General features: G+C 71.3%; 13 protein-coding genes. 7 read left to right on the forward strand and 6 right to left on the reverse strand.

What is annotated here, in order from left to right; translation table 11 throughout:
- Positions 1–53 precede the first annotated feature (53 nt).
- On the reverse strand, positions 54–1004 hold the full coding sequence (locus EXE59_RS13150; protein ID WP_135839307.1) for a class II glutamine amidotransferase: 951 nt from the start codon (positions 1002–1004) through the stop codon (positions 54–56).
- A 108-nt stretch (positions 1005–1112) separates the two neighbouring features.
- On the opposite strand from EXE59_RS13150, the gene EXE59_RS13155 reads away from it, so the two are divergent.
- The 6 genes from EXE59_RS13155 (at position 1113) to EXE59_RS13180 (ending at position 7541) form a co-directional block, all read left to right on the forward strand.
- Positions 1113–2858, forward strand: coding sequence for a DEAD/DEAH box helicase (locus EXE59_RS13155; protein ID WP_135839308.1), 1746 nt, complete (start codon positions 1113–1115; stop codon positions 2856–2858).
- Between the two features lie 86 nt (positions 2859–2944).
- Positions 2945–3412, forward strand: coding sequence for a hypothetical protein (locus EXE59_RS13160; protein ID WP_135839309.1), 468 nt, complete (start codon positions 2945–2947; stop codon positions 3410–3412).
- A complete protein-coding gene (locus tag EXE59_RS24155; protein ID WP_210428988.1) occupies positions 3412–4725 on the forward strand; it encodes an NUDIX domain-containing protein in 1314 nt (437 codons plus the stop codon). Before EXE59_RS13160 ends, EXE59_RS24155 begins: the two co-directional genes overlap by 1 nt.
- A 91-nt stretch (positions 4726–4816) precedes the next feature.
- Positions 4817–5851, forward strand: coding sequence for a DUF6081 family protein (locus EXE59_RS13170; protein WP_135839310.1), 1035 nt, complete (start codon positions 4817–4819; stop codon positions 5849–5851).
- A gap of 60 nt (positions 5852–5911) precedes the next feature.
- A complete protein-coding gene (locus tag EXE59_RS13175; protein WP_135839311.1) occupies positions 5912–6856 on the forward strand; it encodes a hypothetical protein in 945 nt (314 codons plus the stop codon).
- A gap of 139 nt (positions 6857–6995) precedes the next feature.
- Positions 6996–7541 carry a hypothetical protein gene (locus EXE59_RS13180; RefSeq protein WP_135839312.1) on the forward strand — a complete coding sequence of 182 codons (546 nt, stop codon included), beginning with the start codon at positions 6996–6998 and terminating at the stop codon, positions 7539–7541.
- A gap of 65 nt (positions 7542–7606) precedes the next feature.
- Here EXE59_RS13180 and EXE59_RS13185 read toward each other — a convergent pair whose 3' ends face one another.
- The 5 genes from EXE59_RS13185 to EXE59_RS13205 all read right to left on the reverse strand — a co-directional run bounded on the left by EXE59_RS13185 (position 7607) and on the right by EXE59_RS13205 (position 12224).
- Positions 7607–8350 (reverse strand): SDR family oxidoreductase, encoded by a 744-nt coding sequence (locus EXE59_RS13185; protein WP_135839313.1) that lies wholly within the window; start codon positions 8348–8350, stop codon positions 7607–7609.
- Between the two features lie 8 nt (positions 8351–8358).
- Positions 8359–9027 (reverse strand): histidine phosphatase family protein, encoded by a 669-nt coding sequence (locus EXE59_RS13190; RefSeq protein ID WP_135839314.1) that lies wholly within the window; start codon positions 9025–9027, stop codon positions 8359–8361.
- A gap of 61 nt (positions 9028–9088) precedes the next feature.
- Complete coding sequence (locus tag EXE59_RS13195) at positions 9089–10159, reverse strand: phosphotransferase family protein (protein ID WP_135839315.1); 1071 nt, start codon at positions 10157–10159, stop codon at positions 9089–9091.
- Positions 10156–10953 carry an SDR family NAD(P)-dependent oxidoreductase gene (locus EXE59_RS13200; RefSeq protein ID WP_135839316.1) on the reverse strand — a complete coding sequence of 266 codons (798 nt, stop codon included), beginning with the start codon at positions 10951–10953 and terminating at the stop codon, positions 10156–10158. The genes EXE59_RS13195 and EXE59_RS13200 overlap by 4 nt, the downstream gene beginning before the upstream one ends.
- A complete protein-coding gene (locus EXE59_RS13205) occupies positions 10950–12224 on the reverse strand; it encodes an acyl-CoA dehydrogenase family protein (protein WP_135839317.1) in 1275 nt (424 codons plus the stop codon). Before EXE59_RS13205 ends, EXE59_RS13200 begins: the two co-directional genes overlap by 4 nt.
- Before the next feature lie 40 nt (positions 12225–12264).
- Here EXE59_RS13205 and EXE59_RS13210 point away from each other — a divergent pair, with 40 nt between their 5' ends.
- Positions 12265–12888 carry a TetR/AcrR family transcriptional regulator gene (locus EXE59_RS13210; protein WP_210428989.1) on the forward strand — a complete coding sequence of 208 codons (624 nt, stop codon included), beginning with the start codon at positions 12265–12267 and terminating at the stop codon, positions 12886–12888.
- Positions 12889–12895: the final 7 nt, after the last annotated feature.

Genomic DNA, 12895 nt, shown 5'->3' on the forward strand with positions numbered 1-12895 from the left:
ACGGTAGGACTCATGACTCGAGCACAAAGTTGCCGCAGGACCCTCTGGAGCCTCTAGACCTGCAGCTTGGTCGTCCGTCGGGTGACGTGCTCACCCTTCTTCTCGAGGAAGGCGATCTCGCCGAACTCGAGGGAGGACCAGCCCTCGCCGTCCTCCGTGAGGGCCTCGGACGCGAAGACGGCGACGGTCGCGTCCGCCTCGTCGCACGCCTCGAAGTCGTAGCCCTCGTCTCCGTCCTGGACGTGGCAGCCCAGGAACAGGTGCATCGGCTCGAGGAGCATGGAGAGGGCGAAGTCGTCCGTGCCCGGGCCGGACTCGCGCAGCTCCTTCCAGTCGCCGACCGGGTCGGTCTCGCCCTGGTGCCCGAGGCCGACGTTGACCCCGATGACCCGGTTCGGCGACACGAGGGCCATCTTCAGCTTGGTCAGGCCGGGGAGGTCGAGGTTCTTCATAGCCTTGGCGATGAGCCGGAGCACCTCCTCGACCGCACGCTGCACGTCGTCGTCGCTGTCACCCTCGAGCAGGGAGAGCAGCAACACGTAGAGGAACTCCGTGTCGGTCGTGCCGCGCATCTGCTTCAGGTAGGTGTCCTTGCAGTGCGGCAACAGCTCGCGCTGCAGCAGCTGCCAGTTCGGCACGTAGCCGTTCTGGGCGATGATCCACGGGGTCCCGTCGAAGGAGAAGGGGTGGCAGTTCTCGTCGGCCAGGACCGCCTTGGAGTCATACGCGGCGGCTCGGACGTGACCCAGCATCGTGCTCGTCTGCAGGCTCGGGATGATGTGCTCGGCGTTGTCGTCGTAGAAGGCGGCCATCGGCCGGCGGTAGAGGAAGGGGTCCTCGGGCTTGAGCAGGTGCTCGCTCCAAGCCGCGAAGCCCCACCCGGCCAGGTGGAGGTCCGGGTAGAGCTCGGGGTCGAGCGCCTGGTTGACCAGGCTGTTCGCCGGCCGGAGCAGCAGGCTCTCGAGGGGGACTTCAGGCCCGATGTAGGCGAGCACTCGGCACATGCGGTTCCTTCACTGACGGAGGACGTGGCGCGGTGGCGTCCACGAGCGTCGCCACCCTACGGGCGCGCCGGGCACGATCGCCGCGGGAGACCCGGCTAGCGTCCCGGGGTGGCCAGCCCCCGACGATCCGGCGTACGTCGACGCAGCGCGTCCCCGCGTCGACGCAGCACGGGGAAGCCGCCGCGGCCGTCGCCGACCGCCGGGCCGGGCGAACGGCTCTGGGTGCTCGACGTCCCGTACGGGACGCAGGTCGACGGCGCCACCTGGCACCCGGCGGTGAGGACCCACCTGTACGTCGGGCGCGCCCTGCCTGCGCACCTCGCACCGTACGCGCCGGGGCCGCACACGCTCGGTCGGTTCATCGAGAACACCCTCAACCCCGCCAGCCCGACGCCGAGTCCCGATCCGATCGAGGAGCTCGAGCCGCGTAGGATCCAGTTCGAGGCAGCCGATGCGATCGCGGCCCGCGCCGCGGCGGGTGGACGGCAGTTCCTCCTCGCCGACGAGCCCGGGGTGGGCAAGACGATCTCCGCGGTCCTCGGAGCGACGGCGGTGGGCGACCTCCGCGGCGCGCGACGGGTGCTCGTGGTGGCCGACCGGCCCGCCGCGATCACGATCGGGCACTGGTGCCGCACGATCACGGCGCTGGGGGACGGCGGCCTGGAGTGGGTCGTGATCACGTGGGACCGGCTGGAGAAGGTCAAGGACCACGCGTGGGACGTGATCATCGCGGACGAGGCCCACGCCCTGCGACGTACGACGACGAAGCGGTGGAAGCTCTGGGCGCGCATCTCGGGGCACGGAAAGCCGCACGACCAGGCGCCGTTCGTCATCGCGACCACCGCGACGCCGGGCCACACGCCGCTGGAGCTGCCCTACCTCGCCCCGGCGTACGCGCAGGTGCTGGGCGAGTCGATGCGGGAGTGGACCTCGGCGACGCGGCCCGGGGAGGCGTTCGCCACCGCGCTCGAGCGCCACGGCGTCGGGGTGGAGCGGGGACGGTACGGCGCGACGTGGACCACCGACCCGGCGCGGCGCGCCGCGGACCTCGAGCTCGTCCGCGGCTGGCTCGACGAGGAGCGGCCGCCGGCGATGCTGCACCGAGCCGCGCCCTGGGGGCCGGTGCCGATCTCCGGCATGCCCGTCGCGCTCACGCCTGCCGAGCGGACGGCGTACGAGGCAGAGTGGGGTGAGTTCTGCCGGGAGATGGACCTCGCCCGGCGCGGCCGCAACGTCGCCAAGGGTCGCGCCGCGCTCCTGCGCTTCCGGCAGAAGGCGGGGCTGATCCGCGTCGACTCGACGGTCGCCTGGATCGGGCAGCAGGTCGAGGCGGAGCGCCAGGTGGCGTGCTCGGTCGAGTTCGTCGCGACCGCCGCCGACCCGATCGCCGACCGGTTGCGTGACTCCGGCATCGAGGTCGCGACCATCTACGGCCGCGACCGGTTCGACCCCGAGGCCGAGCGGCTCCGGTTCCAGACGGGGCGGGCGAAGGTGTGCGTCTTCACCACGGTCGCCTCGATCAGCCTGCACGCCGGGGAGACCCTCGCCGACGGCCACCGGGCGAGCACCGAGCCGCGCGTCGGTGTCTTCCACCAGGCCCGCTTCTCGGGCATCGCCGGACGGCAGGTGACCGGCCGCACCCACCGCGACCACCAGGTCTCGCCGTGGCACATCGCCTATGCCGAGGGCACCGTCGAGGAGCAGGTCGGCAAGGTGATGGTCGAGCGGATCGCCGCGGCCTCCGACACCGTGGGCTCCGACACCAGCGGCCTCGCCGACCTCGCCCGACTCCTCGGTGCGGACTGGCTGCCCGTGACGACGCTGACCGCAGACGGTGGCCCGCCCGATTCCTGACGCTCAGGCGCATACTGGAGTGCTCGGACCCTCACTCGCGCGAGCGACACCGGTGAGGAGCACGCGGTCCGGGGACGGAGGGGTCGATGGAACCGAGCTCGACAACACCGGACGCAGACCTCCTGGAGGAGCTGCGCCGACACCGCGCGGAGCTGCGCGAGTCGATCAGCGCGCTGGAGGATGCGTTGGCCGCGCCGACGGCCAGCGACAGGGGACGGTGGGTGCAACGTGTCCACGTGGCCGTGGTCGAGCTCGCCGGAGACCTTCGTGAGCACGTCGACCTCACGGAGGGCCCCGACGGGCTGTACCGCGGCGTGCTCACGACGTCGCCACGGCTGTCCGGAGCCGTCGACGCCCTCACGCGCGAGCACGTGCTGATCCGTGGTCAGGTCGAGGGCCTCCTGGCCCGCGTCGGAGCGTCAGACGTCGTCGCCGACGTCGACAGGGTCCGCGACCTGGGCACGGCGCTCCTCGGGCGGCTCGTCCGACACCGCCAACGAGGCTCCGACCTCGTCTTCGAGGCGTACGAGTTCGACATCGGGGGCGAGACCTGATGACCGAACGGCGCCATGTCGTGGAAGGCGGGGTCATCGTCCGGCACCACCGCGCGGACGGAACCTTCTACCTCGTGATCAGGCGGGATGACGACTGGAGCCTGCCCAAAGGTCACTCCGAGCCCGGCGACGCCACCCTTCTCGCGACAGCGACACGGGAGCTCGAGGAGGAAGCGGGCGTCCGTTGCGCGATCGACGGGCCGGGCGGCGTGTTCACCTACGAGACCGGCGACGAGCGACGCTCCGTCCACTTCTTCACCGGGACCTACGACGGGCCCGTGTCGACCGACAAGGAGCTCGACGGCGTGTCCCAGACGTTGTGGCTCCGCCGCGAGGCCGCTGCTCAACGGCTCACGTACGACGACCTCCGCGAGTTCTTCCTCCAGGCGACCGCGCCGGCTCCGGCGCGCGCCAAGGCCACATGGTGGCAGCGTCACGACGTGAGGCTCGACCGTCTGGCCTCGGCCATCGACGTCTTCCAGGTCGAGGTGCACGTCCTCGGTGGGCGCAGCAGTGAGGACGAGTCCGGAGCGGCGAGGCGCAGGGCTTCCGTCGACCGCCTCGTGGAGCTGGCCAGGAACTGCGTCGCCTCACACCGGGTCGACGCCGGCTGGGAGTCTCTCCAGACGGCCCGGCGACTCTGCCTGGCGGACCTGGCTCCCGAGGAGCGCCGCGGCCGGGCCAGGGCCCTGCGCGCCGAAGCGGACGAGAAGCTCACCTCGTGGCGCCGGACCGCAGCGCTGGAGCTGCTCGAGGCACCGGATCCTCTTCCGGCAGTCAACCTCCAGGAGGCCGCGCGGCTGCTCGACGAGCACAGCATGAACGTCTACCTGAAGCTGCGCCTGGGCCGGACCGCGCTTCCCATCGCGGCCGGCCTCCTCGGCGCGATCCTCGTGGCGCTCGCGTTCGCCGTCGGCCGTGGCTGGTTCGACGCGCTGGGTGAGCCGGGGGCCTTCGTGCTCACCGACTTCGGACTGTTCCGAGGCGCGGCGGTGCTGGGTGCGTTCGGAGCCATGCTGAGCCTGGCCCTCGACAGGGACGGAGCCTCGCTGGCGAGTCGTCGCATCTACGAGGTCGTGGGCGCCCACCTGGCCGTCCCGGTCGCGCGGCTGTCCATCGGCGCGGCGTCGGGCGTCCTGGTGGTCGCGGCCGTGCAGTCCAGCCTGGCGGACCTCGGCCAGGCGTGGGCGATCCTGGCCGCGATCCCGGCAGGGTTCAGCGAGCGGCTGGTGCGCAGGTCGGTGGAGTCGCTCGACATCTCCGCGTCGAACGCCCGGCCAACGCCGCGGGATGCCCCAGGACAGAAGACGTAGGGCAGCGCCCGCTGTCCCCAATTTGCGGTCTTCCGCACGCGCGCGACCAGGAGCACAGTCGGTGGGAGCGCGTCCCGAACGGAGACCCCCCATGGCCCGATCCAGCACGACCGTCATGCGTACCCGCGTCGTCCCACTCGCAGCCGCGATCCTGAGCCTCGGCGTCGCCCTCCTGTGGGCGCCGACGGCCGTGGCCGACAAGCCGCCCGCTCCGGCGAGGACCACCGTCGAGGTCTACGACGACTTCGAGTCGGGCTACTCATTGGCCGACTACCAGGAGAAGTGGTCGAACCCGTACGGCCTGGGTGAGATGGCGCTGGGGGACACGCGTTCGTTCTCGCGTGGGGCGTTCAAGGTCTCCGCGGTGCCGTTCCGCACGGGCGCGGACTTCAGCGTCTTCGACCACCTGAAGTACATCGCGATCAGCAACAAGGCCTTCCCGGTGCCGACCAGCGGGTCCCTGGAGATCAGCTCGACGATCAAGGCGTCCACGCCGGGCACCGAGCCGGGCCGGGTCGTGCACGGCACCTACGTCCAATCAGGCGCGCCCTACGCCGAGGCCACGCTCGAGGGCCAGCAGGCAGGCGTGGTGATGAACGTCATCGACTTCAGCACCGGCCAGCTGTTCGACTGGTTCGTCTCGGGCGGCAGCGCGTTCGCGCTCATCGAGCGCCTGCCGTCGAACGTGACCGGCAACGCCCCGGAAGGGTCGCCGGACTACGTCGGTCGCGAGAAGATGTACACCCAGATCGTCACGGAGATCCCCGCGTCCCCGGGCGCCCACACCGTCAGCATCCGCATCAACCGCGGTGCCGGTGGCAGCTCCGTCGACTACTTCTTCGACGGTCGGCTGGTCGCGCACGTCGACGACATCGGCGTCCCCCTGGACGTGCAAGGCGTGCCCTACACCGGCATCTACCCCTCGCTCGGCGCCGGCGAGGACCTGAGCACCGAGGTGAACAGCGTGGTGATCGGACACGGGCTGTTCAGCCTGCTCGACGCCTTCCCGTTCCAGCACCCCGAGGCGCCCGAGCTCTCGGTCAGCATCCCGCTCAGCGAGCGGCTGTTCGGTCAGGGGGCCGTCGGCACCTTCGACGACTTCCGCGTCAAGACCGTCGCCCGCTGAGGCGCTCCCGGCAGCTCGAGCGGCGGCACCCCGGAACTCCGTCCGGCACGCTTCCGTCCCATGGGGATGAGGATGCTCCTGGCCGTGTCGACCGTGCTGCTCCTTGCTGCCTGCGGTCAGGAGGGACTGACGGCCGTGGATCCCCCGAGCGTGACGCCGAGCGGGCCGGCTCCGACTGCCACGACCACCGCGGGCGTACGCCACGACGTGACCGGTCCTGACGGCCCGCCTCCTTTCCGCGTCCGGTACGACAGGCAGGAGCTCGTGCTGCACCCCCACACCTACTGCTACGGGAACGGATGCGTCGACGGGGTCGTCGCGGACCCTCCCGACATCGGCTCTCCCGCGGAGATCCAGGTGTACGTGCCGGTGGAGGAGTTCGTGTTGTCCGTCCACGCCCGGGAGCTCACGCGCCCGCCACGGCCCGGCGCGCCGTCCTTCGACGCGACGTGCGGCGGCCGCAGCTTCGAGGTGCCGGTCGAGGACCTGGGCGGCGGGTGGTACGCCGTCCGGGCCTCCGGGCCGGCGGCGCACTACGACGTCGAGCTGTTCGCCCAGGGCGGCGGCGACATGATCGGGAGCTTGCGCTGGCGTACGCCCACCGCCGGACCGATGCCGGACCCGTCGGCGCGGCTGGCACTGGTCGCGGACCACGACGGGGAGCCCGACAGCTACGGACTGGAGCTCGCCGTGGAGGACCTCGCCGAGACCCCGACGGACGTCAGCGCCGAGATCGAGGTGACGGCCGCCAACGGGAGGTCCATGACGTTCGCGGCCGAGCAGGCCGCGGACCGCTGCCGGGGCGCCGGTGATCTCTACTTCGACCGTCCCGACGAGCTGGCCAAGCAGGCGGCCGGCCTGGGCGACTTCCCGTTCACCACCACCGTGACGCTCACGCTGGACGGCCGGGCGTACGTGGCCACGGCCGTCTACCCGGACGACGAGATCGAGGGCAACGAGCCGAGCGTCGCCCTCGAGTTCGCCCCGGAGCTCCCCGGAGCCTGACTCCGCGACCTAGGTGTCCTGACCACGGACGGGCGCCTCAGCGATCCCTCAGCGCTTCCTCGGCGTCGCCTCAGAGCGGCTGAGCATCGTGTTCCCATCGCCCCGGCACCGGTCGGAGCCACCCGAAGGGAACACCGTCATGGAGCACACACGTCGTACGTTGCTGCGTCGGACGCGCAGAGTGCTGGTCGTCTGCGTGCTCGTCGTGGGCCTGTCGACGGCAGGCGCCCAGGTCGCGAACGCCAACCCCGGAGTCACCACGTCCCAGCTGACCGCCTGCTACACGACCCTGGGGGTCGGCCGCGCCCAGGTCGCAGCACCCGCTCCGAGGCCGATGCCCTACATCAACACCTCACCCGACGTGCACGTCATCGGCGACAACAGCCAGGCCGTCACCTATCGGCCCTACCTCAGACGTTGGACGGGGTCCGCGTGGGTCATCGACCGGTACGGCCCCACGTTCACCGGGACCACCAGCGGGATGTACACGACCTGGAACCAGAACGGGGGCCTGTGGAGCTACAGCTTCACCATCGACCCCCGCCGGGCGAAGTACTACCAGTTCGGGGCGGAAGTGTGGTGGCACGCAGACGCTCACCACGGATCGAGCTACGCATTCGGCATCGGGGAGCACCAGCAGTACCGCAACGGCTACTGGTACGGGACCAGCTACTGCACGTTCTGATCGGGTTCGGGCTGGCTTGCGACACACTCGTCGCAGGCCAGCCCGCACTCGCGTCGGTGACGCCCTCAGCTCATCCGCCGCAGCACCCCGACCGGCACGTGCTTGATCACGAACCCCAGCGGGCCCCACGGCCACGCAGGCACCCGGGCCGACCTCTTCTCCTTCTCGATCGCCTCGACCATGGCGCGCACACCCTGCTCGGTCGACGTCATCAGCGGCGTCCTCGCGGAGGTGCCGGACATCTCGGAGACGATGTAGCCCGGGTAGAGCACGGTCACCTTGATCGGGGTGCCGTGGACGTCGGCGCGGAAGCCCTCGGCGAGGTGGGCGACCGCGGCCTTGGTGGCGGCGTACGTCGTGATGTTCTTCGGCATCCCGCGCAGCGCGGAGATGCTGGAGACCATGACGAGGTGTCCGCGGCCCTGCTTGCGGAAGATCGCGGCGGCGGCCTCGGTCTGGGCGAGGGCGCCGATGAAGTTGGTCTCCGCGGTCTCCTTGTTGGCGTCGAAGCGCCCGGTGCCGAGCGGCTGGCCCTTGCCGAGGCCGGCGTTGACGACGACCCGGTCGAGACCGCCGAGCTCCTCGGCGAGCTCGTCGAAGACGCGGAAGACGGCGTCGTGGTCGTTGACGTCGAGCGCCTTCACCGCGACTCGCCGATCGGGGTGCGCGGTGGTGATCTGGACGGCGAGCTCCTCGAGGCGCTCCGTACGTCGCGCGCACAGCGCGAGGTCGTGGCCGAGGGCGGCGAACTGGCGGGCCATCTCGGCGCCGAGCCCGCTGCTCGCGCCGGTGATGAGGATCGTGGTCACGAGGGCTCCTAGCGGTACGTGATCAGGTCGGGGGAGAGGTGGTCGTGGGCGTTGAAGGACACGAGCGTGGTGCCGCGCGAGCCGCGGACCACCGTCGAGGTGCCGGTGTTGACCGAGACGGGGTTGAGTCGCAGCCACAGGTCCGTACGCGCGGGCGAGCCGTCGGCGAGCAGGGTGGCGCATGCCCACGCCACCGGGCCGCCGCTGGTCAGCACGACGGCCGTGCCCCGGCTCGGCAGCGCGTCAGCCAGGCGGCCCATCGCGGCCTCGACGCGGGAGGTGAAGGCAGCGAAGGACTCGTCGTACGCCTCGTCGTGCGCGCCCGACGTCCAGCGCAGCGTCGCTTCCTCGAACCAGCGCTGGAAGGCGGCCTTCTCCGACTCGCCCTCCGCCGTGGTGGGCTGGTCGTGCACCGCCAGCACCTGGAGGTGGTCGAACTCGTTCCAGCCGGAGTCGACGTCCACGTCGGCGGTCCACCCGGAGCCTTCGAGCACGCCCGCCGCGGTCTGTGCGTGGCGGCGCATCTCGCCGGCCACGAGGACGTCGGCGGTGACCCCTCGCGCGGCGAGCGCCGCACCGAGGACCCGGGACTGCTCGTGGCCGAGCTCGGACAGGTTGTCGTAGTCGGCCGCGCCGAACGACGCCTGCCCGTGTCGCACGAGGAGGATGCGGCTCATACGGGATCCCCGCGGCGTTGCCCGGAGGAGCGGAGCGGGGGAGGAGAAGGTCGTGGGGTGTTCACCTCAGCAGCTCCGCGATCCGCCGGTCGAGGATCTGCACGCCCGGGCCGAAGAGGGCGTACATCTCGTTGGTGGTCTGGCCGTGGAACCAGCGGTAGTAGATCTGCTGGGCGATGACGGCGTTGCGGAACAGGCCGAAGACCTCGTAGAACCGCCACCGCTCGGACGTCATCTCGAAGCCCATCCGCTCGCAGTAGGCCCGGACGAGCTCGTCGCGGGTGATCATCCCCGGCAGGTCCGTCGGCACCCGCTTGGTCAGCTGGAGCTCGGGTGAGTCGTCGGCCTGGACCCAGAACGCCAGCGCCCCGCCGAGGTCCATCAGCGGGTCACCGAGCGTCGCCATCTCCCAGTCGAGGACGCCGACGACGCGCGTCGGGTCGTCGGCGGAGAGGACCAGGTTGTCGATCTTGAAGTCGTTGTGGATCACGCAGGTCGCCACGTCGTCGGGCTGGTACTCCTCGAGCCACGTCATCACCTCGACGAAGTCGGGGTTGTCCGGCGTGTGGGCGTCGCGGTAGCGCGTGGACCAGCCCTCGACCTGACGCCGGACGTAGCCGGGGCCGCGGCCGAAGTGGCCGAGCCCGGCAGCCCCGGCGTCGACGCTGTGCAGCTCGGCGTAGACCTCCACGACGTTGAGGCACAGCTGCCGCGCCTGCCCGGGGGACAGGGGTACGTCCGACGGCCAGGTGCTGCGCGGGATGATCCCGTCGATGCGACCCATGGCGTAGAAGTCGCCGCCCAGCACCGACGGGTCGTCGCAGAAGGCGACCATCGGCGCGACGTAGGGGAACACCGGAGCGAGCGCCGACTGGATCTCGAACTCGCGACGCATGTCGTGCGCGCCCCGGGCCTTGGTGCCGGCAGGGGCGCGGCGCAGGATCAGGTCGCGACCCGACGGGTAGCGCAGGAGGAAGGTGAGGTTGGACGCCCCGCCGGAGAACTGCCGCACCTCCGGCTCACCCTCGATGCCGGTCGCGTCCGTGGCGTGGGCGCGCAGCCACGCCGCCGCCGCGGCCACGTCGAAGGCGTCCTCCTCGCGCACCTCGCGCGCGCCCGGCACGTCGCTCACGAGCCGCCTCCTGCCGCCTGCAGCTTCGCCGCCTGGTCGCGCATCACGGCGTCGTAGGCGGCACGGTCGGCCCACTTCAGGGCGTACGCCTGCCGCGCGGGCTCGTCCGGCACGATCACGTCGTCGCCCGCGTCCATGCCGGCGAGCACCGCGGCCGCGATGTCGTCGGCGGTGATCCGCGAACGCTCGACCAGCCCGGACACCACAAGGCCGACGAGCTCGTCGCTGCCCTCCAGGGAGTCCATCAGGTTGGTGCGGAAGTAGGACGGGCACACCACGCTGGCGCGGATGCCGTGCCCCGCGAGCTCGTGGCCGCAGGTCTCGGTGAAGGCCACCGCGGCGGCCTTGACGGCGTTGTAGGAGGCCATGCCGGCCGGGTGGACGAGCCCGGCCAGCGAGGCGACGTTGACGAGGTGCCCGGAGCCCTGGTCCTTGAGCATCGGGACGAAGGCCCGCGTGCCGCGGACCATGCCGAAGAGGTTGATGTCGGTGATCCGCCGCCACTCCTCGAGCGTGCAGACGTCGACCCGGCCGCCGCCGGCGACCCCGGCGTTGTTGACCAGCACGTCGAGCCGGCCCCAGCGCTCGCGTACGGCGTCGACCGCGGCCGCCCAGTCGGCGTCGGAGGTGATGTCGAGGACGAGGTCGATGCCACCGTCGACGGACGAGGCCACGACACGATCCGTGGCGAGCACCTCGTCGCCACGCGCGCGGAACGCGGACACCAGCGCGGCACCGAGGCCCGAGGCGGCGCCGGTCACCAGGACGCGGCGGCTCCGTGGGGTGTGGTTCATGCCGTGTGCTTCCCGAGCTCGATCTTGGCGATCACGTTGCGGTGCACCTCGTCGGGACCGTCGGCCAGGCGCAGGGCGCGTGCGCCGACCCAGGCGGCGGCGAGCGGGAAGTCGTCCGACATGCCGGCGCCGCCGTGCAGCTGGATGGCCATGTCGATGACGTCGAGGGCCATGGTGGGCACCTCGACCTTGATCTCGCTGACGGCCGAGTAGGCCTCGCGGCCCATGCCCTGGTCGAGCAGCCAGGCGGCGTGCATCACCAGCAGGCGGGAGCGGTTGATCGCGATGCGCGCGTCGGCGATGCGCTCGCGGTTGCCGCCGAGGTTGGCGATCGGCTTGCCGAACGCGGTGCGGGACACCGCCCGGGCGCAGGCCAGCTCCAGTGCCCGCTCCGCCAGGCCGATGGCGCGCATGCAGTGGTGGACGCGGCCGGGACCGAGGCGGCCCTGGGCGATCTCGAAGGCGCGCCCCGGGCCGAGCAGGACGTTGGACGCGGGCACCCGGACGTTGTCGAAGGACACCTCGCCGTGGCCCAGCGGCTCGTCGTAGTAGCCCATCGTGGTGAGCATGCGCTCGACCTTCACGCCCTCGGTGTCGCGGGGGACCAGCACCATCGTGTGGCGCGAGTGCCGGTCGGCCTCGGGATCGGAGAGCCCCATGAAGACGAAGACCTTGCAGTCGGGGTTGCCGACCCCGGTCGACCACCACTTGCGGCCGTTGATGACCCATTCTGCCGCTCGTCCTGAGCCTGTCGAAGGGTCGATCTCGGCGGTCGCCGCCATGTTGGTCGCGTCGGAGGACGCCACGGCCGGCTCGGTCATGCAGAAGGCGCTGCGGATCTCCGCGCGCAGCAGCGGCTCCAGCCACTGCTCGCGCTGCTCGTCGGTGCCGTACTTGAGCAGCACCTCCATGTTGCCCGTGTCGGGCGCGTTGGAGTTGAAGACCAGGGGCGCGAGGAACGACCGTCCCATCGCCTCGGCCACCGGTGCGTAGTCGACGTTGGAGAGCCCCTCGCCGCCGTCGGTGCCGAAGTCGGCGGCGTACGTCCCGGCGTGGGCCGCCGGGAGGAACAGGTTCCACAGTCCCTGCTCGCGCGCCTTGGCCTGGAGCTCGGGGATCACCGGGTCGGGCGTCCAGCTGTCGCCGCCCGACTCGCGGGCGCGGGTGATGCGGCGGTGCACCTCGGCCTCGATCGGCTCGATCTCGTCTGCGACGAAGGCACGCACCCGCGCCTGCAGGTCAGCGGCTCGCGGGGAGAGGGAGAAGTCCATGGCGTTGACCTTCGCACACTGTTGAGCAATGCTCAATAGTGTGTCCGATCACCCCGCACCCGCCCGGCAGGCCGGCGCAGCGTCACCCGTACGTCGTCGGCTCAGCGCGGAGGACCGCCGCCGCCAGCTCGTCGGCATCGGTCTGAGCCAGATCGTCGAGACCCCGATCCAGGACCTCTCGATGGACGACGTCGCGGCCGAGGCGGGGATCTCGCGGGGGTTGCTGTTCCACTACTTCCCGACCAAGACCGACTTCTACCTCGCGTGCATCGCGGCTGCGGGTCGGCGCATCCTGCGCAACACCGCTCCCGACCCGGAGCTGCCGGGGGAGCAGCAGGTCGAGATGGCGACCCGGCTGATGGTCGAGCAGATCGAGCGGCGGCGCGACTTCTACCTCGCGCTCGTGCACGGTCACGGCGTGGCCGACCCGCGGGTCAGCGAGGTGATGGACTCGGTGCGCGAAGGCAGCACCGAGCGCGTGATGGCAGCCCTCGGGGTGCCGGAGTCCCGGCGGCCCGTGGTCCGCGCGTGGTGGGCCTACACGGAGGACCGGGCGCTCACCTGGTCGGCAGTGCCGACCGGCGAACGCCCGGTCCCTGTGTCGGAGCTGGTCGCGGAGTGCGTCGCCGCCCTGCACGCGCTGCTGCGGATCAGCCGCAGCTGATCAACCC

It is taken from the genome of Nocardioides eburneiflavus (assembly GCF_004785795.1).
GTDB classification, from domain to species: domain Bacteria; phylum Actinomycetota; class Actinomycetes; order Propionibacteriales; family Nocardioidaceae; genus Nocardioides; species Nocardioides eburneiflavus.